This window comes from Minwuia sp., assembly GCF_048263705.1.
Taxonomy (GTDB): domain Bacteria; phylum Pseudomonadota; class Alphaproteobacteria; order Minwuiales; family Minwuiaceae; genus Minwuia.
Window position 1 is genome coordinate 468284 of the sequence record NZ_JBLXDV010000002.1, and the last position, 23948, is coordinate 492231.

Below are 23948 nucleotides of genomic sequence, written 5' to 3' on the forward strand. Positions count from 1 at the left end.
CAGTTCCCCAATTTCCTGTGATTCGATGTCGTTCAGGCGCGATAATAAGGCCGGTCGCCGCAGACCGTGACCCGCTGCCCGTAGCGGCGTTCCCCCTGGTAGTCGAACAGGGCCCGGTGCTGGGTCGCGCGGTTGTCCCAGAAGGCGATGGAGTTGGGCCGCCAGCGGAAACGGCACTGGAACTCCGGCGTCTCGATGTGGCGGTAGAGCATCTCCAGCACCGCATCGCTGTCCGGGCCGGGCAACTGCCGGATGCGGGTGGTGAAGCCCCGGTTGACATACAGCGCCTTGCGGCCGGTCACCGGGTGGGTGCGCACCACCGGATGCTCGCTGCTGGGCAGGGTCATGTTGGCGCGGTCGTTCTGCTTCAGGCGGTACCCGTGGGCCTTGGCGCTGTCGTGGAAGGCGGTCATGCCTTCGATCATCTGACGGACCGGCTCGGAAAGCTGCTCATAGGCCTCGTACATGCTGGCGAACATGGTGTCGCCGCCGCCATCGGGCGGCACCACCGACATGTGCAGGATCGAGCCCATCGGCGGCTCGGCGTCGCTGGAGACGTCCGTGTGCCAGACCTCGCCCGCCACATGCTTCGAGTTCTCGTCCGCCGCGACCACCAGGATTTCCGGGTGATCGGGCAGGTCCTGGGGCGCGTTGGGGTGAACGTGCAGTTCGCCGAAACGCCGCCCGAAGGCCTTGTGCTGCTCGATCGTCAGTTCCTGATCGCGGAAGAAGATCACCAGATGCGCCATCAGCGCGGCGTGCACCTCCTCGAACTGCTGCTCGCTGATCTCCCGCGACAGGTCGATGCCGGAAATCTCCGCGCCGATCACCGGCGTCAGTTTCGTCACTTCGATGGTCTGGTACCGGCTCATGTCAACGGTCCTCCCTTCAGGGTGGCGCGCAGCATCTTCCGCGGCGCGTCGCCGTAGTCGCTGACGGCGTAGTGCTGGGTCAGCAGATTGTCCCAGAGCGCCACCGTGCCCGGCCGCCATTTCAGCCGGACCTGAAGCTCGGGATGCTGGGGTTGCGCCTTCAGGTAATCGAGCAGGGCACCCGACGAAGCGAAGTCCTGCCCGAACCGGACGCTCTCGAAATCGAAGTAGTTGGCGAAGTGGGTCGTGAAGGGCTGGTTCACGAACAGGCACTTCTCACCCGTCTCCGGATGGGTCACGACGACCGGATGCTCGACCGCGGGCAGGCGGTCCGCAAACTCGTGTCGTTTCTCCCGCGGCATCTGCGCGCCGAAATACTGTTCCAGGCTGTGCTTGGCGTAGAGACCGTCGATCCGCTCCTTCACCGCGTCGGGCAGCCGTTCCCAGGCCATCGCCATGTTCGCCCACAGCGTGTCACCGCCGGTCGGGGGACACAGCTCGCAGGCCAGCACCGCGCCGCGCGCCGGGGTGGCGGTGTAGGTCGTGTCGTTGTGCCAGATGTTCTCGCGGCTGACCTGCTCCACCGCGTTCGGCGTGTCGCTGGTACCCCGGTAGATGGGGAACAGCAGCGGCGCGTCGGGGTGCATCGGGCCCGTGGGGTGTGGCTCCAGCGTGCCGAACAGCTCGGCGAAGGCCTGCAGGTCGGGGGCCGAGATCGACTGCTGGCGGAAGAACAGCACCTTCCGGTCCAGCCACAGCGCGCGCAGCTCAGCCGCCAGATCGGGGTTGCGGCCAGCTTCCGCCAGATCGAGTCCGGTGATCTCGGCACCGATGGCCGGCGTGCAGGTCTCGACCGTGTAGGTGGCCTTCCGGGACAGGCGGGTCCGCGGAGGCGTGCCCGCTGTCGGTTTCTGATGCAGATCGGTTTTCATGCCGCGCACCCTGACCGCGCCCGTCCAGGGTGTAACCGAAAATCGTCGCGAATTTCACTGAATGGAATTAAGCTGCATCGCATGACCAGCCGCTACGGCAATATCGTGAAGGACGGACGCCCGGATACGCCGCCGCGCGAAGTGCTGCTGCGGGGCCTCACGATTCTGGAGAGCCTGAACCACAGGGCCGTCAGCACGGTCGAACAGCTTTCGGCGTCGACTGGCCTGCCGAAGCCCACCGTGGTGCGGATGCTGAACACACTCGTCTCGGCCGGATATGTGCAGCGCCTGCCATATCGCCGTGGCTATGTGCTGGACGAAAGCGTCCTGACATTGTCCTCGGGCTATCGCAGCCACGACCTGATCGTGCAGATCGCCAGGCCGCTGATGTCAGCCTTCACGGCGCGCAGCCGCTGGCCACTCAGCCTGGCGACGCTGGAGCGGACCACGATGCGGGTCCGAGCCGGCACGCTGCAGGAAAGCCCCTATGCCACCGAGACCGACATGAGCCGCCTGACCCGGCGACTTCCCATGTTGTCCTCGGCACTGGGTCTCGCCTATCTCGCCTTCTGTCCGGAGGATGAACGCCAGACCCTCGTCACTCAGCTGTCCTCGATGAGGAACCGCTCAGAGGATCACATGGCCGCCATCCGGTCGCTGCCCGCGACCGTCGCCCGGATTCGCACGGCGGGCTACGCCGCCAGTCCGCCGGAAACCGACAACGCCGCCATCGGGCTCGCCGTGCCGGTGATGCAGGAAGACAAGGTGCTTGCCTGCCTGTCGCTGCGCTACTTCGCCCGCGCCATGACCGAGGCGGAAGCCGCCCGCCGCCACCTCGAAGCCCTGCGCACAACCGCTGAGGCCATCGCGGACTCGACAAGACCGGAACGTCGATGAAAATGTCGACCAACCCCTTCCGCGCCGCATGGTCGCGATCACAACTTCCCGGATACCGCCCGGGCAAACGACGCCACGAGGGCGTGACGCGTCAGGCGGCGCTGCGGGCAAGATCCTTCCGGCGGAGCGCGTCGGTGCGGTCGGCCTTGTCGCCATAGCCTGCACCGCCGCCGGTCTGTACCACCAGCCGGTCCCCTTTCAGCAGATCCATGTGCACCTTCGACGTCAGTTCGATCCGCTGATCGCCCCGCAGGACGAAAGCCGCCGCCTTGCCGCCGGGCTCGCCGCCGAACAGGCCCTCGGGCGCGATGGTGAAACGGTCGCCGTAGGCGGCGAAGGTGACGCCGTCGGCGACGATCTCGTAGATGCGCTGGAAGCCCAGACCGCCACGATGCGCGCCATCGCCGCCGGAGCCTTCGACCAGGCTGTAGTCCATGACCCGGAAGAACGGATAGGACATGTCCTGCGCCTCGACAGGGATGTTGCCGCAGTTCGACAGCGGGCTGTCCACCGCGTCGCAGCCGTCGCTGTGCGGGCCGGCGCCATAGCCGCCGCCGAAGATTTCCAGATAGATGTTGTAGCCGGTCGGCCCGATGTGACTGAGGCAACAGGCGTAGGTCGTGTCGAAGCCGCTGGCGATCACCCGGTCCGGCACCGCCTGGGCCAGCGCCTTCATCACCGCATTGAACACGCGGTAGCTGGGCAGCAGGCGCGCGCGCACCGGTGCCGGATAGCGCGGATTCAGGATCGAGCCTTCCGGCGCATCGATGCTGACCGCCCGCGCGCAGCCCGAATTGAACGGCAGGTCCGCCGCGGTCAGCGCCGACTTGATCACGGACAGGGTCGCCCCCACGGTCGCTGCGAACGGGTTGTTCATGTTGGTCTTCACCTGATCGCAGGTGCCGTCGAAGGTGACCGTCAGGTCCGATCCGCTTACCGTGACCTGCGCGGCGATCTTCAGCGGACCGTTGCCCTGCCCGTCATCGTCCAGCCAGTCCTCGCCGCAGTAGGTGCCGTCGGGCACCGCCGATAATGCCGCGCGCATACGGCGCTCGGCATAGTTCAGCATCTCCTCCATCGCCGCCTCGACCCGCGCCGCGCCGTGCCGGGTACAGAGATCGCGCACCCGCTCGATCCCGATCTGGTTGGCGGCGAACTGGGCCTCGAAATCGCCGATGGTGTGATCGGGCATGCGGATGTTGGCGCGGACGAAACGCTGGAACGGTCCGTCGTTGCGCCAGTCGCGTTCGAGGTTCCATTTGGTCGGCGGGAAGACGATGCCTTCCTGATGCACGTCCGTGGCGTCGGGGTTCAGACCGGGCGCGCCGCCGCCCAGATCGATGTGATGCGCGACCGTGGCCGCGAAGCCGAGCAGACGGCCCTCGATGAAGATCGGACTGAAAAGGAAGACGTCGGGCAGATGCTGCCCGCCCTGATAGGGATCGTTGGTGATGTAGAAATCGCCTTCCACCAGCGTCTCGGGCGGATAGGCCTCGGCGCATGGGCCGAACGTGTGGGCGATGGACCCCAGCTGCAGCGGGATCAGTTCGGACTGTGCGACCACATTGCCCTTCGCGTCCAGAATGGCCGACGAACAGTCCTCGGCCTCCCGCACGATGGTGGAGTGGGCCGACCGGATCAGCTTCACGCCCATCTCGTGCGCGGCGGCGATCAGGGCCTGGGTGACGATCGCCTGATCGACGGCATTCAGGTTCGGGGCGGCGGCGGTATCGGGCATGGTGTCATCCTCCGGTGGACGCCGTCATTGTGGCGCGCACGGCGGCGGTCACGCAAGCGGTCGTCAGTACTTCTTTTCCCAGGTGATGCCGGTCGAGGTGCCCCCGTCCTGGCCGACCTCGGTATCGACCTTCACGTTCGGCAGCAGGTCGATCTCGACCACGACCGATCCGGCATCGGAATCGACCGATTTCTTGGCACCGACGTAGACCCCGTCGCGGACGTAGCGCCCGACCGAAACCGCCCCGGCGGAATCCGCGGTATCGCCTTCCTCGAAGCGGAGCACATCCAGTCCGATGGCATCGCGGATCTTGTCAGTGGTCCCGGGCTTGCCGTTGGTCAGGGTGCGGATGCCCTGAGCCAGATTGACGGCCTCCAGCGGCGACAGCGACTGTTTCGACTTGTCGAACATCAGGCGCGGCAGGACTTCCTCCTGCGGCAGTTCCGGTTCCGAGGTGAAGGCGATGTCGGGCTGCTGCGGGTTACCCGAGACGATGATCCGGCCGGTCAGATCCGCCGTTTCGCGCACCAGTTCGATCCGGAACTCCGGCTGCAGATCCTCGGTCAGCTTCAGCGATCCCTCATCCAGCCGGAAGTTCCGGCCCAGCAGGGAAAGACTGCCGCGTATGGCATTGAAATTGGTGCGGATGACCGGGTCTTCCGCATCCCCCTTCACCGAGACCGTCCCGCGCCATTCGGATTCCAGGCCGCGGCCACGCAGGAAGAAACGGCCCGGTGACGTCACCTCGATGTCCAGGTTGACGCGCACGGGCGAGGCGGCCTTTTCCTTCTTCTCTTCCTCGGGCTTCTTGTCGCGTTCCAGTTCGATGGCGACGACGCTGGGCGGCAGGTCGGGCGATGCGAGATAGATCTCGACCTCTTCCAGCGTCTCCCGCACCATCACGTTGACCACTTCGCCGTCCCAGGTGACATGTGTGCTGCCGCTCATGATCGCGCGGGCCTCGTCACGGCGGAACGCGAGCAGGCGGTTGACGTCGATCCGGATGTCGGCGGACGTGTCGTCCCCCAGCAGAACCATGTCGCCGCGACCGTTCACCGAGCCGCCCGCAGGGTCGTTGGCGCTCAACGAGAACCGGCCCGTGCCGGTATCGTCGAACGTCACGTCGGCATTGATCTGCCGCAACTGGGTGCCGCTGAGCAGGTTCTCGTAACGCGCGTTGGTGATCTTCACCTGCCCCTTCAGGCGCGGCCTGGCCCAGGTGCCGTCGACCGAAACATCGATCCGAGCCGGTCCGGCGGCCAGATGATCCGAACTCGGCAGCAGCGCGAGGATCCGGCGCAGGTCGCCGGACCAGCGCACCTCACCCGACACGTCGCCGTTGGTCGGCACTTCCGGCAGTGCGGAACCGCGCGGAAACGGCAGGTCGCCTGCCAGTTTCGCGACAAGCGGCTGTTCGAACGGTCCCGAGACCTGCGCATCGATCAGTGCCTGTCCCGCACGCCAGGCACCCGTGACCTGAATGTTGAACGGCGTATCGGACGGCAGTTCGGGCACCCGCAGACCGGACACGGTGATGTCGAGCCCGCCCTTGTCGCCGCTGGCGGCGGTGTCCATCCGGATGGCGGCGTTGGCCTGCCCTTCGATACCTGCCACGCCCCCGATCGCGGCCAGCGGGCCAAGCGGCAGGTCGGTGATCTTCAGGTCGGCATCGACCCGCGTCGGGCCGTAGGTCGCGTCGCCGGTGATGCGCCCGCCGAAGCTGGACGTCAGGTCCAGACCAGAGACCCTGATGGTGTCGCCCGGCATGGTCAGCACGAAGGGCGACTGAGACGAAATCGTCCCCTGTTCGGCCTCAAGCTCCAGCGACCGGAAGGCGATGGACAGCGCTTCGGGATTGTTCAGGTCGACGGCGAGCCGGGTTCGGAGAACCGCTTTCTGAGGCTCGGTGGCCGTCACTTCGATGGCCGCTTCCGGCGCGTTGATGTCACCGGACAGCGCGATCTCGGCCCGCTCGATGCCGGCACCTTCCGCACTGATGCCCGTCAGCCTGATGTCCCCGCCCAGACCCGGCGCCTTCGCAAGCAGATCGGTCAGCAGAAGATTCGCATCGACGCTCCGGATGTTCGCGCTGTCTGCACGGATGTCACTGCCCGACAGGTTGACGCGCGCAGTCATCGACGACCCCCGCGGCACCACATCGACGGTGCCCCGCAGCGTGCCCGAGAGCGGCACACCGGCAAGCTCGCTGAAGTCCGAGAGCTGTGCGGCGGCGATGGCCAGATTGCTGCTCACCGCCGTGCTGGCCAGGTTCACCGCCGCCTTGCCTTTGACCGACGCCGAGCGGTAGCGCATGTCGGTGTCCGACACGATGATCCGGTTCGCGGCCAGATCGGCACGCACGCGGGTCGCCAGCCGGAAGGGTGCCCCCATGACCCCGGCCTGTGCATTCAGTCGGACGGTCGGCGACCCTGTCAGATCGGATGCCGTGTAGTCGATACGCGGTGAACTGATGCCGATGTCGCCGACCTTCAGACTGGCCGCCGTCAACTGCCCTTCGGTAACCAGCTGATCCACCGTACCGGTCAGGGTACCGTCCAGCTTCACATCACGCAGCCCGGCGAGCGCGGGTGGCACCAGGGACTCCGGCAACCGGGTCATCAGGATCGAATAGGTGCCATCGACCGTCTCATCCTTCATGCTGGCGGTCACATCGCCGTCCAGGCCGCCCGCGGCGTGGATGTTCAGGTCGGCGCGCATGGCCTCGCCTTCCAGACCGGCCTTGCCGGCGACCGTCAGCGTCTCCCCGACCAGCGAACGCAACGAGTCTTCCTGCCACGCCAGATTTTCAAGCTGCAGGTGCACGATCGCTTCGCCGCCGGCTTCCGAGAAATCCGTCATCTCGATACCCAGGGCACCCTGGCCACTGTTCAGCAGGCCGGCGAGCTGCGGCACGTTGGCCAGTTCCGGCACCTGGACACGAATCCGGCCGTCGGCCTGCATGGTCGTCAGATCGACCGCGACACTGCCGCCGCCCTGGGCAATGGCGCTTTCGATGCGCAGATCGTCAAGTTCAACCCGCTTTTCGTCGGCAGCAAACCGGGTCTGGACGACTGCCTGTCTGCCCAGCATGGCGTCCAGTTGGGCGTCGGCGGTGCTTGCCTGCCGGATCGTCGTCCTGAGGGTGCCGGTCGCGCTCTCCAGATCGGTCACCGCCTCGATCGCCAGGTCGACCTGCGCTGCCGCGAACTCGGCGAACGCCGGCTGCGCGGCGACCACGTTCAGCCTGGCCGATATCTCGTCCATCGGTCCCTGGATATCCGTCGACAGGGTTACCGTGTCGAACGACGCGCCGGACAGGTAGGCGTCGAGCCCATCGTGATGATGCAGCACGGCGTTGCCCTGTGCCAGCACCGTCCGACCATCCAGATCGACCTCGCCCGTGAAGCCGGCGGACAGGTACTCGGCCTGCACATCCAGACGTTCCACGCGCAGATACTCGGTGGTCGGCAGGCGCAGTTGGGCGACGAGTTCCAGACTTCGCCCAATGGCCTGCGCGGGTTCCGCCGCCACGCCGCCGCGCAGGTTCGTCAGCGTGTTGATCTTCACCAGCGTACCGTTCTCGCCGCCGAGCGACAGCGCGATGTCGCCAACCAGGTCGGCCACGCCGTCGATATTCAGGTCCAGCTCCAGCACGGCATCATCCAGTGGCCCGCCGCCCTTCAGACTCAGGGTCGCGCGATTGCCCGCAGGCACGCCAAGCGGTTCGGCGAGCGCTTCGACAACCGGCACGTTCGCCGAAATGTCGACCCGCAACCGGTTCGCCCGCGCATCCGCATCCAGCCTGGCACGTATGTGGCTGTCATCCAGATCCAGCGGAACCACATTCAGGTTCAGCGTCTGGTTCGCGTCATCGACCGACATCTCGCCATCGATGCTGAAGCGGGTCCGCTGGGGCATCAGACCTTCGGCGAGGATCAGTTCATCCACCCGCAAGGCGCTCAACCGGATGTCCACCGGCAGCGCGGGAAACTGGATCCGGTCAGGCAGGACGAAAGGTTCGCTGTCGACCTCGACAGGACCTTCAGAAACCGGCGCACGCAGGACCTCTATCTGTTTCACGGATACGGCGTCGATCCGTGCCAGACCTTCAAGCAGCGCCGTCGGCGCGATGTCCAGCGCGATGTCCTCGGCACGCAGCCACACCCCCTGCGTGTCGGCGAGCGTCAGGGAGTCCAGCCGCAGCACGCCGTCCGCATCGCGTTCGAAACCACCGGTCTCGATATCCATGTCCGGGGAACTGACGGTTTCGACCACCTCGCCCAGCGCCGCGGTCCAGACATCACCGCCCGCGATATAGACGAACCAGAACGCCGCGCCCGCGACGATCAGCACCGGCAGCATCAGGAGGGCCAGCCCCCAGAGTATGATTTTCCTGGCGCGGCGCATCAGAACGACTGTCCCAGGCTGATGTAGAATTCAAAGATGTTGTCGCCGTTCCGGCGATCCAGCGGGAAGGCCAGATCGAAGCGGATCGGCCCGACGGGGCTGTAGTAGCGGAAGCCGCCGCCGACGCCGACGTTCAGTTTCTCGGCAAAGCTGGGGAAGGGTTCCTCCTCGACCAGTCCGGTGTCCGCGAACGCGACCACGCCGAAGGATTCGCCCAGCCGCAGACGGAACTCAATGCTGTTCTCGTTCAGGAACCGGCCACCGGTCAGGTCATTGGCATTGTTGGTCGGTGAGATCGACTGGAACTCATAACCGCGCACCGACGCACCGCCACCCGCGAACAGGCGTTGGTTGACCGGTATGTCGTCCAGATTGCGCGACGGGATCGACGTGACCTGCGTGCGCATGGCCAGCACCAGGCGATTCTCGCCGATCAGCGGAAAATAGACCGATCCGCCGCCGCCGATCACGCCGAACTGGATGAACTCACCGTTGTTGAGACCGACGTACGGACCGGCGTTCAATACGAAACGGTATCCGCGCGTCGCATCCAGCGGATCATTCGTGCGGTCGCGCTTCACGTACAGCGGCAGCCCGAGCAGGTAGGCGGTATCATCGGAGAAATCGGTCTCGACCAGCGAGGCGCTGGCTTCGATCGAACCGCCGATGGTCCAGCCCGCACCGCGTTTCTGATCCAGCCCCTTGCGGACGGTGGCGGATTCTTCCTCGAAGGCGTCATCGTCCAGCCGCCGGAGTGTCAGGCTTTCGCTGGATGTCCAGCGCGCGGACGGCGAACGCGGCCGTGTGATGCCGAATGTCAGCTTTTGTTCGTCCAGCGACGCATCGGCTTCGGCGCGAAAATCCTCGGCCTCGCCGAACAGGTTCCGGTGCCGCCAGAACAGCCGCACCCCCGGTCCCTGGTCCGTGTCGTAGCGCAGGCTGCCGCCGACCGAGCGCTGCTTGCCGTTCTCGACCTTCAGGGCGAGATCACGCTTCGAGCCGTCCGGCTCGCTGCCCGCCGTTTCCGCGGGTCTGATGGAAACCGTATCGAAGAGGCCGGTGCTCTTCAGCGAGGACTGGAATTCATCCACCTTCTTCTGATTGTACGTCTCCCCCTCCTTCCAGGGAATCAGACCTCGGATGTAGTCGGGTTCGAGGCTGCTCTCGGGATCGATGTCCAGATTGCCGAACGTCACGAACGGGCCGGAATTGAAGGTCGACGTCACATCCAGCGTCGCATCGTCCTTCTGCGCGACGGCCTTCCGATCGACAAAATCCGCATCGGGAAACCCGTTGCGCTGCAGATAGACGACCACGGCGGCCTCCGCCTCGACGATGGCCTCACCTCTGGCCGGTGTGCCGGCTTCCAGTTTGGACGCAGCGACCAGCGCCGCCTGCTCGGGCTTGTTCTCACCCTCTTCGACCAGATCGATGCGCACCTCGCCGATGCGATAGAGCGGCCCGGTCTCGACATCGAAGATGACGCGCTGCCTGTCGGCCCCATCGGGCACGACGCGGGCTTCGACGGTGGCATCGTAATAGGCCTCCGCCGTCAGCACGCGCAGAATGAGCTCGATATCCTGCTCGGCGCGCCGTTCCAGACCCGCCACGCTGGGCGCGCCGCGGTCCTGCAGCGTGAACACATTCGCCACGGCCCGGGCGATCTCCCGGATGTCGGGATCCTCGTCCAGTCCCTCGATGGTGGCGCTGTACTGAACCGGCTGCTCACCGTCCAGCGCGCTGTCGGGCCCGGTGACAGCCTCGTCCTCGAACACCGAGCACGCGCACAGCAGCGCCAGCAGTCCGGCAACGATTGCCGACCGAAGCAGCCCGTGGGTGGTGCTATCAAGGCGCGCGCTGATTCAAATTTCCTTCAAGAACTTCATGCAGATGGTTTGCCGCTGTACCAGACTTTGGCACGCGGGGCCGCCGATGCAAGCCATGTGACGGCACGTCACGGGTTGGTCACGGCGAGATGACCCTGTGTCAGAAAACGCCCGCTTCCAGGCCGGCCGCCATCAGTGTGCCCAGTTCGCGGCAGCTGTCGACAAAGGCATCGTCCCAATCTCCCCTGCAGACCAGGTGTTCCTGAACCGGCTGCCAGCGCAGTCCCGTGACGATCGTGTCGACCGCGCGGCAGGTTCCCGTGCCGTCGTGGCCTGCACGGACGTACAGCGCAAACGGAAGGCCCTGCTTCTCTTCCAGCACGGGATAATACGTGCGATCGAAGAAATCCTTCAGCGCGCCGCTCATGTAGCCGAGGTTCTCGGTCGTGCCCAGAATGATTCCGTCTGCCCTGCGCACCTGGTCGGGAGCGGCCTCGAAGGGTGTCAGCGCCTCGACGGCGACGCCGGAAATATCGGCGTGCGATGCTCCTTCGACCACGGCATCGCGCAGACGGCGCGTGTTGTCCGAAGGGATATGGGCGACGATGAGCAGCTGCTTTTCAGACATTCCAGATCGATATCGCGAAACGCCCGCCCGAATCTAGCCGGAAATCGCCAGCATCTCCACTTCCATGGGGAGTTCCGGCTGTCCGGGTATGATGGAGCGGAAACGTGCCGCACCAAGGATCATGTTCACCGCGCCGGTCTTGTCGAACAGGGGCAGCGCCGCAGCCGCAAACAGCGGTTCGGAATAGAGGTGCGGCTGGCCGGATGCCATCACCAGCACAGGCGCGGTCTCCGCGACCACCCGGCACACCAGCGGCCTGACCACCGCGCGGCCCCACGCATCGTTGGTCGCGCCGACTTCCCGTGCCGTGGGGTCTTCACGGAAGTGACTGGCCAGCCGGGTTCCCACCAGCCGGTATCGCATCGGCGCGGACGGGCAGATGTCGATCATGAACAGATGGGGCAGCGCAAAGATGAGGTCCTGGGGGCCGAAATCGCCGCGGCCCAACAGGCACTTGTGCGACCGGACGCCGGTCCAGAACTCGACCAGCCGGGACAGCATCTCCACCGTCTCGCCCGCCACGTTCCGGTCGATCAGAAGGGCGCACGCATCGGACAGAGATGTTGCCGGCGCATGTGTCACGCTTGGCATGATCGACCCGTTCATTCCGATGTTCCTTCATCTCAGTAATTAATTGCTAGTAGCAATATATTCATCGAAACATCACCGCAAGCCTTATTATTGCTATTAGCAATCATAAGGTGATAAAATGCACACATGACGCCTCAGAAATCCCGGCCGGACCGGCAGGCCATCGCCCTTGCGACCCTGATCGAGCAGACCGCGCGCAGCATCTACGACCAGCGCGGCCCCGCGCATCTTCATCCTGTCCAGTGGTCGGCCATGCGTTTCTTCGCCCGGGCAAACCGCCGTGCGCGGTCGGTCGCGGGGCTGGCGCGGTACCTCGGCGTGACGCTGGCCCCGGCGTCGCGTACTGTCAGCGCGCTGAAGAAACATGGTATGCTCACCACCGAGAAGGATCCCGACGATGCCCGGATCTCGGTGATCACCCTGACCGAGGCGGGCCGCCGGACGTTGCAGGACGATCCGATTCAGCGGCTGGCGCATGCGCTGGATCGCCTGACGGATACGCAGTTCGACACCATGGGCCAGAGCCTCGCCCAGATCGTTGCCTGGATGGCACAGGATGAAGATGAAAGCGAAACAGGCGACGATCCCGGGGACGGATGACAGCCGCGTGCTCGATACAGCGAATCGGGAAAGGCTCTTCAGCCTGTTTCAGCGCGCGGGACGCCTCGGGTCATGGCGGATCGATACCGACACGCTGCGCTGGCAGCCGATGCGCAGGATGGATCCCGACAGCCTGTCGGACAGCGCGGATGACGGATTCGACTTCGCGGCGATGGCGGAGGTCTTCGGACCGCACCAGGCCACGCACATCCGGGAAGGCCTCGAACGGCTGATCGCGACGGGCGCGCCGTTCCGCTGTCAGGCCGATGTCGTGGCTTCTGACAACAGCACGGCAAGATTCGAGATCGAGGCCGAGGCAGAACGCGGTCCGGATGGAACGGTCGCCAGCATTTTCGCGATCACCCGCGACATCACCGACGGGGCGCGCGTCACATCGCAGCCGGACGAACACACACGCCTGCTGGAGCAGGCACAGCGGATCGGCCGGATCGGGCACTGGTGGCTTGAACTTCCCGGCCACACGTTGACCTGGTCGGATGTCCTGTTCGACATCACCGGCGTACCGCGCGGCACCCTTGAATGGCAGAAGAACTTTCTGGATCTGATCGTGGCGGACCAGCGCGACAAGATCGCCGATGTCTGCGAGAGGGCGATCCGAAACAGGGAAGGCTTTCAGTTTCAGGCCGATATCGAACGGCAGGACAGACGGGCGATGGTGGTTCAGGTCATCGCCCGCCCCCGGTTCGATGATCACGGCAGCCTGACCGGATATTTCGGCACGACACAGGATGTGACCCGCCAGGCCTTCACCGAGCGCGAAAGGAAATCCAGCGATCTGCGGCTTCAGGCCGTGTTCGACGCCCTGGACAAGGCCGGGGTCGGGATCGGCGTGCAGCATGCCGACGGACGCATCCGCTCGGCCCGGCCGGCCCTGTTGAAGATCGCCGGGCTGGGTTCGGAAGACCGGGTGCTGGGCAAGCAATGGTCCGAGCTTCAGGGCGCGGATGGAACCGATATTCGGACGCACTTCGGCCCGGTCCTGCGGGAGATCCAGAAGGGCGACCGCGAGAGCGTCAACTTCGAGAACGTGAGGTGGGTGCGACCCGATGGCAGCGAGGCCATCGTCCTCATCCGTCTTGCACCGTTGCCGTCCGGCGAGCGGGCGATGATCGTCCTGGACCAGACGTCTGAATCCCGCGCGCGAAGCGAGATCGAGGCGCGTGAGTACCGGACCCGCGCGATACTGGACGCCATCGATTCCGCGGGCATCGGATACTGCATCGAAGACATGGAAGGACGTATCTACGATGTCTCGCCGGTGCTGCGGCAGATGCTGGAACTCACCGCCGGAGAGGAACTACTGAGCCGCAGATTGCGCGACCTGATCGCCATGCCCGACCACATCGCCCAGCAGGTGGACCGGGAAACCCGATCTGGCGCACACGGGCGGGAACAGCCGCTGGTCCTGCCCGAGTTCAGCCTGTCCCTGCCAAGCGGCCGCACGCTGCGCGTGCATGCCCGTTCGACCCCCCTGCCCGGCGTGGGCCGGCTGATCCTGGCCATCGACCAGACCGATCGCTGGCAGATGGAACAGCAGCAGATCGAGATCGACCGCCACCTGCAGGAAGTCCAGAAGATGGAAGCCATCGGCCAGCTTGCCGGCGGCGTCGCCCACGAAATCAACAACATGCTGCATCCGATCCGCACGTTCGCGCGTGCCGCATCCACCATGGACGATGCCGAACGTCGCGCGCATTACCTGTCGCGGATCATGGACTGCGCCGACAAGGCCTCGAAGATCGTGCGGGAGACACTCAGTTTCGCACGCGGCGATCAGGGCGGTGTAAAAGTGCTGTCCCTCAACGACCTGCTTTCCGGAGTGGTTTCCTTTTCCCGCGACCTGCAGATGTCGGGCATTGAACTGGAAGTCGACCTGCCGCCCGGGCACCTGCGGGCCAGCGTGAACGAGACCGAATTCACGCAGGTCCTGCTGAACCTGTTGCACAACGCCGCCGATGCGATGGCCGGGGAAGGCATCATCCGGCTGGCGCTGGCGTCGCGGACCGTTTCGGTGCAACAGGTCGTCGGGCTTCCGGCGGGGACCTATGCATGCATATCGGTGATCGACAACGGTCCCGGCATGCCGCCCGATATCGAGGACCGCGCCTTCGAACCCTTCTTCACGACCAAGGAACCCGGGAAAGGCACGGGACTGGGACTTTCCGTCGTGTATGGTATCATCAAGCGGTGGGGTGGCGTGATCGACCTGCACTCCACCCCCGGCAAGGGTGTTACGGCAGAAATCCTGCTGCCGCTTGCGTAGCTTCGGTTCCGTTCACTGATATCTGGGAGACGGTGCGTATGGCACGCATTCTGATTGCTGAAGACGTTCCGGAAATGCGCGAGGCGATGGAACTGGTGCTCACCGCCGAGGGGCACGCGGTCACGCTGGCCGAGGATGGTGCCGTTGCGTCGGCGCGGCTGTCGGAGGGCACTTTCGACATCGCGGTGCTGGACATCTGGATGCCCAGGAAGGGCGGCCTTGCGCTGATGAAGGAGATCACCGAACAGCATCCTGAACTGCGGATCATCATCGTGTCGGGCGGCGGTCCGGACGCCTCGCTGGAGAACGTGACGGCAGTCGCCGACCTCTACGGCGCGCTGCGGGTGCTCTACAAGCCCTTCGACGACGAGGAACTGCTGGACGCGGTCCGCGAGGCCGTCAACGCCTGATCGGCGTCAGCCGCCGCGGATCGTCGTGTTGCGCTGCCGCCGCTTCTTCGCCGAACTCTTCGCCCACAGGTTCAGCGCCTCGACCAGGATCGAGAAGGCGATGGCGAAATACAGGAACCCGCGCGGAATGTGGAAATGCATGCCATCCGCGATCAGCGTGATGCCGACCAGCAGAAGGAAGCTGAGCGCGAGCATCTTGGCCGTTGGATGCGCCTCGATGAAACGCGCCACCGGTTCCGCCGCGAACAGCATCACGGCCATGGCGATGCACACCGCCGTGATCATGACCGGCAACAGATCGGTCATGCCGACCGCGGTGATGACCGAATCCAGCGAGAACACGGCATCCAGAATGACGATCTGGACGATCGCCATGCCGAAACTGGCAGTGCCCGCCGATGCGGCTTCCGTTTCGCCCTCGACCTGATGATGGATCTCGTAGGTGCCCTTCGCCAGCAGGAACAGTCCGCCGCCCAGCATGATGATGTCACGCCAGCTGACGACATGGCCCCAGACCTCGAAGACCGGCGCGGTCAGACCGACGATCCAGACGATCATCATCAGCAGGACGATCCGCATGGCCAGCGCCAGTCCCAGCCCGATACGCCGCGCCAGGGGCTGCTGTTCGGGCTTCAGCTTGGCGGTGACGATCGACAGGAAGACCAGATTGTCGATGCCCAGCACGATTTCCAGCGCCGTCAGGGTCGCCAGGGACGCCCAGGCGGCCGGATCGGAAAGAAGCTCAATCATGCCGACATTCCCACTCTACTGTTCTTGCTTTGCGATGAGCATGGCCGATTGGATCAGCCCGTCAACCCCCGCAGCGCACGGCGCTGGGTATCCAGTGCCCGATCCCAGATCATCTGCTTCCAGTCGTCGGCGTCCTGATAGAAGGCGTCGCGCACCTTCCGCTTGATCTCGCGCCCGAGCCGGCTGTCGCGGTCGCCGTGAAACCGCAGCCAGTTGTCGGCCGTCAGCGCGCCGATCACCTTGTCTTCCGGCTGTGTGCCGTATTCCAGCGCGATCACGGTCGATTCCACATCGGGCAGGTTCGAATCGATCCAGTCCAGCATCTGCCCCGTCAGCTTGGCCGAGGTCGATGTGCCCAGATAGGGCGATGACGCGTCATTGTCGTACCATGCCATGGCACGATCGAAGCCCGGCGTATCGGGCAGGTGATCGACGATCCGCTCACCGAACCCGCGCGGGCCGAGCCCCGTGTGGTAGTCGATCACGGCAAGCCGGGTGAGGCCGCTGCAATAGTCGCGCGTGATCTGTTCCACCGTCCGGCGTGACCAGGTGGGTGCCCGGCCGCCGAAGAAGATGCCCTGCGGATCCTGATACTGCCCCGACGTCGCCGCTTCCCGGAAGGTCCAGAAACCGTGTTCCTCGACGAACGCCTCTACCTGTTCCGCCATCCGTTCCAGCGTTCCGTCATCCCATTCGGAGGGACACAGGATCGGCTGCACCAGATGATAGTTCTCGTTCTGCGGCGGGCTGGCATGATCGACGAAGTTCCGGTTGAGGTCGACATTCTCTTCCGTGGTCCGCGACAGCGCCGCAAAGCCGTAGGGGTTGATGGCGTGCACGTGCACCTGCTGGACATTGTCGGGGACTTCCCGCCAGAAACCCTCGGCCAGCCACGCGACCTGGACACCCGAGCCACAGAACCCTTCGGCCCCATGGGTGCCCGAAAATGTCAGCAGCATGTTGGGGGCATCCGGATCGCCCAGCCGGGCCACATCGGTCGTCAGCGCAAGACCGTCAGGCTTGCTTGCCGGATTGTAGAACCGCTGCAGCGCGGCCCCTGCACCCGCCGCAGCTTCGAGGAACTTCTCGCGTGCCTCGGTGTACGTCGCCGAAAAACTGGTTGCGATCTTCACTGGTGATGCTCCTGTCCGGGTGATGAGTCCGCTGCGGCGCGACTATACCCGATCGATGCCCGAAGGGATGACGGTCATGGGGGATGCGGCACGGAAGCACAATACCAGCCGGCTCGGCCTGCCCGGTCCTGCCGGAGGCGGCGGAGATGGTGGAGCCAGGCGGAATCGAACCGCCGACCTCTTGAATGCCATTCAAGCGCTCTCCCAACTGAGCTATGGCCCCGTGCGCCAGACCGACCGGCGAACGGTCTCTGGCGGCATGTCTCCGGAACGATGGGACGCCCCGTCTTCTGCGGAGGCGGTTTCTAGGCAAACCCCCGTCCGAATGCAAGCCCGCAAATGCGGATCATGCAAACTTAGTCGTCGTCGTCCTCATCGTCGTCGTCATCATCATCGTCGTCGTCTTCGTCGTCATCGACGACGGCCTTCTTCTTTTTCTTCTTCTTCGGCGTGTCGTCGTCCAGATCTTCCTCCTCATCCAGTTTCACCGGATCAAGGATTTCCGCATCGCCGTCCGACAGGTCCATCGGCTCGTCTTCGCTGTCATTGTCGACCTTCGGCGAGCCGATCTCGTCGGCATCATCATCGTCGTCGTCATCGTCGGGCAGAAGGGCATCATCATCGTCGTCATCGTCGAGAAGCACATCTTCCTCGTCGTCCTCCTCGTCCTCGACGGGGACCTTCTTCTTCTCCGGTGCCGGTTTCTTCACCTTGTCCTCCGGCACGGCCCGGCGCTGCTTGAAGACAACCACGGGCTGGTTCTCCTCGCCGCACTTCGGACAGATCAGATCTGTCTTGCCCATGTCGTAGAACTTGGTCCCGCAACTCGTGCAGGTGTGCTTGGTGCCCCATTCGGGTTTGGCCATGGCCGTCAGGCTCCGCAATTTTGGTGTTTCTGTGCGCTTGGCGCGAACCGGGGTGAATAACGAAGGCAGGGGGGCGATGTCAAAGCCTGAATCAGGCTTTCCAGCGATAGAAGACGACCCGCATGCGCCACAGCAGCTTGCCCGACCGGGCATAGGCGATCACATTTCGTGCACGGCGTCCCAGCGTGTGCGCCGCCAGACGTCCCCGTTCCGCCGCAAGTTTCAGACGCCCGGCACGCCGTGCCGCACCCTCGTCAGGCGCATATCCCTTGGCGTCAAGCATGCTGCCCGCGCCCTGCTGCGTCAGGGCGATCTCCGCGTCCGTCAGTTCCTCACGCCAGGCCTCGACCCGGTCGGCGCGCGGTTGCCGGACCAGGTTCTGGTGCAGATGGCGCTGATCCTCTGGAATCTTCGCCAGATAGGCTTCGCCGTCCATCTCGGCAGCTCTTGCAATCTCCGGCAGGTCGTCGCGCTGGATGAAGGCGCGTATGCTGTCCATCGTCGCGTCGTGGTCGGTGATCAAATCCTCGTAGCGCACTTCCATCAGGTCCTCGCCGGCCACCTTGTCGACCCGCTGCGCGTTCGCCGCCCAGCGCCGCGCGGCGTCGAACGGATCGTCGTTCATGGCCCGCGCGGTGTAGCTGCCGATCGACTGTTTCTGGCTGCCGAAAACGCCGCGCGGATCGCGGATGATGTGCAGGTATCTGGCCGAGGGGATCTCCTTGCGCAACCGCGCGATGTGGTGGGTCAGCCGCGTGCCCTTCACCAGGTAATAGGGCACGTCGGCCCCGTCGAAATGCAGGTCCAGAACCTTGCGCAGGATGACTTCGAAGGATGCCGGGCGGCTCAGGACCGCCAGCCCGAACCGCAGGGTCTTGCGGTCCAGGTTCCACGCCCGGAACTTGTCATCGTCCATGAAGGTATCGGTCACGCGATCGACATCCTCTTCCGAGCGGATCTCGGGGCCGGTTTCCAGCAGGTCCGCGAACGCCTCGGTCTCGATGGTCACCGCAATCTCGTCATGCAGGTCCAGACGGCTGGCGAGGAACGTCGAGCCCGAGCGGTTCTCGTACATCAGGAACACGATCTGACGCTCGGCCAGCGGCAGCGGGTACGTGTCGGTCTTCTTGTTGCTGAACGGATCGGTCATTTGCGACGCAGGATAGACCGCAAACTGCCCAGCGTCAGCGTCTTCGGGTCGGGGAGCGACAATGCGCCTGTCAGCCGCCAGGCCAGCAGCGTGTGCAACGCCATGCGCACCGTGATCGTCAGTGCCGTCACCACCGCCACGCCGACCGCGCCGTAATCCTCCACCACCAGAATGTTCGCGACGACATTCACCACCAGCGCGCCGACGGTCAGTGCCGACATCAGGTTCTGGTGCCCCGTCATCTGCAGCATCATGCCGGGGCTGCCGACCACGGCGCTGACGGTCTGACCGGCGGCGAGGATGATCAGGATCAGGGCCGCGTCGCCGTAGGGCGCACCGAACAGCAGATCCAGAAGAGGTTCCGCGAACAGCAGGATGACGATGAAGACCGGCACGGAGACCACCGTCGACCATGTTGCCGCGATCCGCGCGAGGCGTTCGAAATCCTTCACCTTCCCCTCGGCGTAGAGCGCGGCCAGCAACTGCGGCAAAGCCATGTTGATCACGCTCAGGCCGAAGATCACCAGATTAGTCACCCGCATCGCGGCACCGTACAGCGCAACCTCGGTCGCCTCGCGATAGGCGCTCAGGATCCAGACGTCGGTCGCCTTCAGCACCAGCGCGCCGGACGAATGCAGCAGCATCGGCGCGGACAGCAGCGCCAGATGCTTCGCACCGAAATCCTCGGCATCCGGCGGGCCGCCACTGTGGCTGCGCACGAACCGCATGCAGATCAGCATCGCCAGCAGCGCCATGGCCGCGGAAGCCGCCGCATAGATCTCGACGACCGCCCAGACGCCGACCTGCGTGCCCAGCAGCAGCACGATCAGAGTCGCGGCGAAGACCAGCCCTTCGCGCGGCGCGCTCAACAGCAGGGCGCCTGCGCGGACCCGGCCGACACCGCGCAGGAAGGCGGCGCAGATTTCCTCGGCGGAGCGCGTGAAGATGATCAGCACGATCAGCCCGGCCATCAGCCAGCCCAGTTCGCGCCGGAACAGCGTGCCCTCCATCGATGGCCACAGGCCGGCGAACACAAGCACCATGACCACCGCGACGATGGCGAAGATCAGCACCGTGGCCTTCAGGATGGCGCGCGCCCGGTCCCATGACGCGGTGCCGCCCGCGATGCCCGCCAGCTTGGTGATGCCGGTCTGCATGCCGAAACTCTGGATCATCGCGCCGACGGCCACGATCTGGGCGAACACCGTGTAGAACCCGAAGTCGGCGGGGCTGAGCAGGCGGGTCAGAACCATCGCCACGGCGATGTTCAGCAGGCCGAGCGAGGCGCGGTTGACCAGCCCGAAGATTGCGCCCGCGCGAAACCGCCTGCCATGTCGAGCGTTGCCGGAAATCTCAGCAGGTCACGGTTCGATCCAGCGTTTGACCGCATCGGCGGAATCGCTTGGATTGGTGTTGAAGGCGATGGCGGCGTCCGGGGCGTGGCTGTGCACCAGATTGACCAGTTTCTCGAACAGCAGGAAATGATCATCGTCCCGGCGGACGCCCGCGCCGATGATCACGCAGTCAAAGGTCTCCTGCGCCAGCTTGTCCCGAACGACACTTTCAGCGGTCTCGCCCCGATCGACCAGGCAGACCTCCGCACTGAAACCGGACGACTCCAGCGATGCACGCTCGGATTCAAGCGCGCGCGTCAGCTTCTCCGGGCTCAGGTCCGGCCACTTGTCGAAGTCGACCGAGTCAGGGTGCAGGCCGATCAGGATGACTTTCTTTCGCGACATGGAATGCTCCTCGCACAGCGTATCGAAGTGTGCTGGCCGGGCGGCGTCGCTGTCAATCGCGCTTCAGGCGGTCCAGACGTATCCGGTGCCGGTTGTCGGTCAGGCGCAGGGCGGCACCGAAGATCGCGATGACCAGTCCGATGCCGGTCGCCCCGGTGATCAGGAACATGACCAGCAACTGATAGCGCACCGCCTGCGCGGGATCGGCACCCGCCAGGATCTGCCCCGTCATCATGCCCGGCAGGGAGACCACGCCGGTTGCCGCCATCGCGTTGATGATCGGGATCAGACCGGCATTTGCGGCTCGGCGCATGGTGGGTGCCAGCGCTTCCCAGCGGGTGGCGCCGGTCAGCAGATGCGCCTCGACGGCAGCGCGGCGGCTGATCAGGTCGGTCGACAGGGCGTTCAGCCCGACGGCGATGCCGGTCATGGCATTGCCCAGCATCATCCCGAACATCGGAATGGCGTAGCGCGGATCGTACCAGGGTTCGGGCTGGATGGTGACGTTCAGCGCGAACATCATCACCAGCGCCGCACCAAACAGCATGGTGCCGGTGCCCAGACCGTAACCCCAGATGCCCTTCAGCGGCGCTTCCTGCCGGGCCATCACCTCATAGCCCGCGACACCGACCATCACGCAGGCGACCAGCGCGGTCAGTCCGGCGGACTTGCTGGTCAGGATCACGTCCAGCACCAGCCCGATCAGGCTCAACTGGATCACCATCCGCACGGCGGCGATGGTCATCTGGCGCACGAACCCCAGGTTCAGCGCCAGCGACAGCGCCGCATTCAGGATCAGGAAGATGGCCGCCAGCGCGACTTCCCAGTTTTCCGGATCGATGGTCATGCGCCTATGTCCGGGGCATCGACAATCCGGCCGTCGGCGATATGCACGATCTCCAGCCCCAGGCGCTCAACCTGACGCCTGTCGTGGCTGGCGATCAGCATCACCGTGCCCGTCTTCAGCCGGTCCAGGATGGCGGTCTCGACATCGTCGCGATTGTCCTCGTCCAGCGCCGACGTCGGCTCGTCCAGCAGCAGGACCTCCGGTTCCCGGGCGAAGGCCACGGCCAGCGCAAGCCTTTGCCGCTCGCCGGTCGACAGCGCCGAAACCGGCTTCTCCAGCACCTTCTCCGTCAGGCCGAGATCTGTCGCGATCCGGCGTGCGGCGGCATCGGCATGATCGCCCGCGGTCGGCAGCCACCAGGCCGGCTCGGCGGGGACATAGGCGACGCGGCGACGCCATTCGGCAGGGGCGATGACCGCCCGCGCGGTGCCGTTGACGACGACCTCGCCTTCGTTGGGATCAAGATCGGCCAGCGCCCGGAACAGGCTGGTCTTGCCGCTGCCAGATGGCCCGACGATGGCGCGGCCCTGCCCGCGGCCCAGGCTGAGGGACATCTCGCAGATCACGGCGGAACTCAGGTTCCGGACCAGCAACCCCTCGTCATCATCGCCCGCGTTCACATCATTCATGCGCCGACGATAGGCCCGGCGTCGCAGGTCAGCAATCGTGGCCATGCGCTTCTCGCGTCAAAGTGCGTGCGTGGCCTGCCTTGACGAGGCCGCCGTGCGGCTATAGGCGAAAGCCACACGCAGGTGTCATCCCCGTTCGAGTATCGCGAGACACGGGGATCGGGCTGATCCAGCCATTTTCTGATACCGATCCCCGCGCTCCGCTTCGCTGCGGCGGGGATGACCATTCGCTGATGAAGGAGCGATCGAAATGGCGAAAAACAAGATCAACAAGGTGGTGCTGGCCTTCTCCGGCGGGCTGGACACGTCGGTCATCCTGAAGTGGCTGCAGACGACCTATGACTGCGAGGTCATTACCTTCACCGCCGATCTGGGTCAGGGCGAGGAACTGGAACCGGCCCGCGCCAAGGCCGAACTGCTGGGCATCAAGCACATCTACATCGAGGACCTGCGCGAGGAATTCGTCCGCGACTATGTCTTCCCGATGTTCCGCGCCAACGCGATCTATGAAGGCACCTATCTGCTGGGCACCTCCATCGCGCGGCCGCTGATCGCCAAGCGCCAGATCGAGATCGCCCGCGAACTGGGTGCCGACGCGGTGGCCCACGGCGCGACCGGCAAGGGCAACGACCAGGTCCGCTTCGAACTCGGCTATTACGCGCTGCAGCCGGACATCCATGTCATCAGCCCGTGGCGCGAGTGGGACCTGACCAGCCGCACCAGGCTGATCGAATTCGCCGAGCAGCACCAGATCCCGATCCCCCGCGACAAGCGCGGCGAGGCCCCGTTCAGCCAGGACGCCAACCTGCTGCACATCTCGTCGGAAGGGAACATCCTGGAAGACCCGTGGCAGGAAGCCGATCTGGACAACATCCTGACCCGGATCGTGAAGCCCGAGGACGCCCCGGACCGGCCGACCGAGATCACCATCACCTTCGAGAAGGGCGATCCCGTCGCCATCGACGGCAAGCGTCTCGGTGCGGCAGACATGCTGACGGAACTGAACCGCCTCGGCGGCGAGAACGGCGTCGGCATTCTGGACATCGTCGAGAACCGCTTCATCGGCATGAAGTCGCGCGGCGTCTACGAGACCCCGGGCGGCACCGTGCTGTTCCACGCGCGCCGGGCGATGGAATCCATCACCCTCGAACGCGGCGCGATGCACCAGAAGGACGAGTTGATGCCGCGCTACGCGGAGTTGCTCTACAACGGCTTTTGGTTCGCACCGGAGCGGGAGATGCTGCAGGCCGCCATCGACCACGCCTCGCAGCGCGTGAACGGCGAGGTCCGGCTGAAGCTCTACAAGGGCAACGTCATCATCACCGGCCGCCGCTCGCCCAACAGCCTCTACGACGAGGCCATCGTGACCTTCGAAGACGACGCCGGCGCCTACGACCAGCGCGACGCCGAAGGTTTCATCAAGCTGAACGCCCTGCGGTTGCGGTTGCTGGGACGCCAGTAAGGCCAGAGCCAACGTCTCGAACATTGCCGGAACAGATTGCCGGTGGCATGATCGGGTGCATGGCGGAAGACGGCGAGATACCGGTTCATCATCGTGTGGCCGAGGCGGGCTTCGGTGCGGCGGTGGAGCGACACGGCTTCCGGCGGGCGGGCAAGGCGCACTGGCGGCTGGATGGCCCGGAGACCGT

Annotated in this window: 20 protein-coding genes and 1 tRNA gene; 5 read left to right on the forward strand and 16 right to left on the reverse strand. The window is 65.1% G+C overall.

What is annotated here, in order from left to right; translation table 11 throughout:
* Positions 1–32 precede the first annotated feature (32 nt).
* Positions 33–872, reverse strand: a complete 840-nt coding sequence (locus ACN0X7_RS04685) for a TauD/TfdA dioxygenase family protein (RefSeq protein WP_417514616.1) — start codon at positions 870–872, stop codon at positions 33–35.
* On the reverse strand, positions 869–1804 hold the full coding sequence (locus ACN0X7_RS04690; RefSeq protein ID WP_417514618.1) for a TauD/TfdA dioxygenase family protein: 936 nt from the start codon (positions 1802–1804) through the stop codon (positions 869–871). The genes ACN0X7_RS04685 and ACN0X7_RS04690 overlap by 4 nt, the downstream gene beginning before the upstream one ends.
* Positions 1805–1885: 81 nt before the next feature.
* Between ACN0X7_RS04690 and ACN0X7_RS04695 the strand changes: the two genes are divergently transcribed.
* On the forward strand, positions 1886–2701 hold the full coding sequence (locus ACN0X7_RS04695) for an IclR family transcriptional regulator domain-containing protein (RefSeq protein ID WP_417514620.1): 816 nt from the start codon (positions 1886–1888) through the stop codon (positions 2699–2701).
* A 91-nt stretch (positions 2702–2792) separates the two neighbouring features.
* On the opposite strand, the gene ACN0X7_RS04700 is transcribed toward ACN0X7_RS04695, so the two are convergent.
* The 5 genes from ACN0X7_RS04700 to ACN0X7_RS04720 all read right to left on the reverse strand — a co-directional run bounded on the left by ACN0X7_RS04700 (position 2793) and on the right by ACN0X7_RS04720 (position 11906).
* On the reverse strand, positions 2793–4439 hold the full coding sequence (locus ACN0X7_RS04700; protein ID WP_417514622.1) for a hydantoinase B/oxoprolinase family protein: 1647 nt from the start codon (positions 4437–4439) through the stop codon (positions 2793–2795).
* 63 nt (positions 4440–4502) lie between these two features.
* Positions 4503–8846 carry a translocation/assembly module TamB domain-containing protein gene (locus tag ACN0X7_RS04705; RefSeq protein WP_417514624.1) on the reverse strand — a complete coding sequence of 1448 codons (4344 nt, stop codon included), beginning with the start codon at positions 8844–8846 and terminating at the stop codon, positions 4503–4505.
* A complete protein-coding gene (locus ACN0X7_RS04710) occupies positions 8846–10621 on the reverse strand; it encodes an autotransporter assembly complex protein TamA (RefSeq protein ID WP_417514626.1) in 1776 nt (591 codons plus the stop codon). Before ACN0X7_RS04710 ends, ACN0X7_RS04705 begins: the two co-directional genes overlap by 1 nt.
* A gap of 211 nt (positions 10622–10832) precedes the next feature.
* Positions 10833–11300 (reverse strand): flavodoxin family protein, encoded by a 468-nt coding sequence (locus ACN0X7_RS04715; RefSeq protein WP_417514628.1) that lies wholly within the window; start codon positions 11298–11300, stop codon positions 10833–10835.
* 33 nt (positions 11301–11333) lie between these two features.
* On the reverse strand, positions 11334–11906 hold the full coding sequence (locus ACN0X7_RS04720; protein WP_417514630.1) for a PAS domain-containing protein: 573 nt from the start codon (positions 11904–11906) through the stop codon (positions 11334–11336).
* Positions 11907–12017: 111 nt separating this feature from the next.
* On the opposite strand from ACN0X7_RS04720, the gene ACN0X7_RS04725 reads away from it, so the two are divergent.
* From ACN0X7_RS04725 to ACN0X7_RS04735, 3 genes are read left to right on the forward strand one after another with little or no spacing between them, the layout of a single operon-like run.
* The gene (locus ACN0X7_RS04725; protein WP_417514632.1) at positions 12018–12491 is read left to right on the forward strand and encodes a MarR family winged helix-turn-helix transcriptional regulator; all 474 of its coding nucleotides are present in this window, start codon (positions 12018–12020) and stop codon (positions 12489–12491) included.
* A complete protein-coding gene (locus tag ACN0X7_RS04730; RefSeq protein ID WP_417514634.1) occupies positions 12448–14775 on the forward strand; it encodes an ATP-binding protein in 2328 nt (775 codons plus the stop codon). Before ACN0X7_RS04725 ends, ACN0X7_RS04730 begins: the two co-directional genes overlap by 44 nt.
* Before the next feature lie 38 nt (positions 14776–14813).
* Positions 14814–15185 carry a response regulator gene (locus ACN0X7_RS04735; protein WP_417514636.1) on the forward strand — a complete coding sequence of 124 codons (372 nt, stop codon included), beginning with the start codon at positions 14814–14816 and terminating at the stop codon, positions 15183–15185.
* 6 nt (positions 15186–15191) lie between these two features.
* On the opposite strand, the gene ACN0X7_RS04740 is transcribed toward ACN0X7_RS04735, so the two are convergent.
* The 9 genes from ACN0X7_RS04740 to ACN0X7_RS04780 all read right to left on the reverse strand — a co-directional run bounded on the left by ACN0X7_RS04740 (position 15192) and on the right by ACN0X7_RS04780 (position 22344).
* Positions 15192–15935, reverse strand: a complete 744-nt coding sequence (locus ACN0X7_RS04740) for a TerC family protein (protein ID WP_417514638.1) — start codon at positions 15933–15935, stop codon at positions 15192–15194.
* Positions 15936–15988: 53 nt separating this feature from the next.
* A complete protein-coding gene (locus tag ACN0X7_RS04745) occupies positions 15989–17068 on the reverse strand; it encodes a M14 family metallopeptidase (RefSeq protein WP_417514640.1) in 1080 nt (359 codons plus the stop codon).
* Between the two features lie 147 nt (positions 17069–17215).
* Positions 17216–17291: transfer RNA gene (locus ACN0X7_RS04750), tRNA-Ala, on the reverse strand.
* Positions 17292–17424: 133 nt separating this feature from the next.
* Positions 17425–17934 carry a TIGR02300 family protein gene (locus ACN0X7_RS04755; RefSeq protein WP_417514642.1) on the reverse strand — a complete coding sequence of 170 codons (510 nt, stop codon included), beginning with the start codon at positions 17932–17934 and terminating at the stop codon, positions 17425–17427.
* Positions 17935–18025: 91 nt separating this feature from the next.
* Positions 18026–19084, reverse strand: coding sequence for a sulfotransferase family protein (locus ACN0X7_RS04760; protein WP_417514644.1), 1059 nt, complete (start codon positions 19082–19084; stop codon positions 18026–18028).
* A complete protein-coding gene (locus tag ACN0X7_RS04765) occupies positions 19081–20343 on the reverse strand; it encodes a lipopolysaccharide biosynthesis protein (RefSeq protein WP_417514646.1) in 1263 nt (420 codons plus the stop codon). The genes ACN0X7_RS04760 and ACN0X7_RS04765 overlap by 4 nt, the downstream gene beginning before the upstream one ends.
* A gap of 102 nt (positions 20344–20445) precedes the next feature.
* A complete protein-coding gene (locus ACN0X7_RS04770; RefSeq protein WP_417514648.1) occupies positions 20446–20823 on the reverse strand; it encodes a hypothetical protein in 378 nt (125 codons plus the stop codon).
* Between the two features lie 52 nt (positions 20824–20875).
* Positions 20876–21670 (reverse strand): ABC transporter permease, encoded by a 795-nt coding sequence (locus ACN0X7_RS04775; protein WP_417514650.1) that lies wholly within the window; start codon positions 21668–21670, stop codon positions 20876–20878.
* Entirely contained in the window at positions 21667–22344 is a 678-nt protein-coding gene (locus ACN0X7_RS04780; RefSeq protein WP_417514652.1) for an ABC transporter ATP-binding protein, read from the reverse strand. The genes ACN0X7_RS04775 and ACN0X7_RS04780 overlap by 4 nt, the downstream gene beginning before the upstream one ends.
* A 205-nt stretch (positions 22345–22549) precedes the next feature.
* Here ACN0X7_RS04780 and ACN0X7_RS04785 point away from each other — a divergent pair, with 205 nt between their 5' ends.
* Entirely contained in the window at positions 22550–23761 is a 1212-nt protein-coding gene (locus ACN0X7_RS04785) for an argininosuccinate synthase (RefSeq protein ID WP_417514654.1), read from the forward strand.
* Positions 23762–23948 lie beyond the last annotated feature (187 nt).

Coding starts and splice junctions, on each gene's coding strand:
- ACN0X7_RS04695 (WP_417514620.1), top strand. CDS start 1,886: ATGACCAGCCGCTACGGCAATATCGTGAAGGACGGACGCCCGGATACG.
- ACN0X7_RS04685 (WP_417514616.1), bottom strand. CDS start 872: ATGAGCCGGTACCAGACCATCGAAGTGACGAAACTGACGCCGGTGATC.
- ACN0X7_RS04700 (WP_417514622.1), bottom strand. CDS start 4,439: ATGCCCGATACCGCCGCCGCCCCGAACCTGAATGCCGTCGATCAGGCG.
- ACN0X7_RS04740 (WP_417514638.1), bottom strand. CDS start 15,935: ATGATTGAGCTTCTTTCCGATCCGGCCGCCTGGGCGTCCCTGGCGACC.
- ACN0X7_RS04705 (WP_417514624.1), bottom strand. CDS start 8,846: ATGCGCCGCGCCAGGAAAATCATACTCTGGGGGCTGGCCCTCCTGATG.
- ACN0X7_RS04715 (WP_417514628.1), bottom strand. CDS start 11,300: ATGTCTGAAAAGCAGCTGCTCATCGTCGCCCATATCCCTTCGGACAAC.
- ACN0X7_RS04770 (WP_417514648.1), bottom strand. CDS start 20,823: ATGTCGCGAAAGAAAGTCATCCTGATCGGCCTGCACCCTGACTCGGTC.
- ACN0X7_RS04730 (WP_417514634.1), top strand. CDS start 12,448: ATGAAGATGAAAGCGAAACAGGCGACGATCCCGGGGACGGATGACAGC.
- ACN0X7_RS04725 (WP_417514632.1), top strand. CDS start 12,018: ATGACGCCTCAGAAATCCCGGCCGGACCGGCAGGCCATCGCCCTTGCG.
- ACN0X7_RS04785 (WP_417514654.1), top strand. CDS start 22,550: ATGGCGAAAAACAAGATCAACAAGGTGGTGCTGGCCTTCTCCGGCGGG.
- ACN0X7_RS04690 (WP_417514618.1), bottom strand. CDS start 1,804: ATGAAAACCGATCTGCATCAGAAACCGACAGCGGGCACGCCTCCGCGG.
- ACN0X7_RS04775 (WP_417514650.1), bottom strand. CDS start 21,670: ATGACCATCGATCCGGAAAACTGGGAAGTCGCGCTGGCGGCCATCTTC.
- ACN0X7_RS04755 (WP_417514642.1), bottom strand. CDS start 17,934: ATGGCCAAACCCGAATGGGGCACCAAGCACACCTGCACGAGTTGCGGG.
- ACN0X7_RS04780 (WP_417514652.1), bottom strand. CDS start 22,344: ATGGCCACGATTGCTGACCTGCGACGCCGGGCCTATCGTCGGCGCATG.
- ACN0X7_RS04735 (WP_417514636.1), top strand. CDS start 14,814: ATGGCACGCATTCTGATTGCTGAAGACGTTCCGGAAATGCGCGAGGCG.
- ACN0X7_RS04720 (WP_417514630.1), bottom strand. CDS start 11,906: ATGAACGGGTCGATCATGCCAAGCGTGACACATGCGCCGGCAACATCT.
- ACN0X7_RS04760 (WP_417514644.1), bottom strand. CDS start 19,084: ATGACCGATCCGTTCAGCAACAAGAAGACCGACACGTACCCGCTGCCG.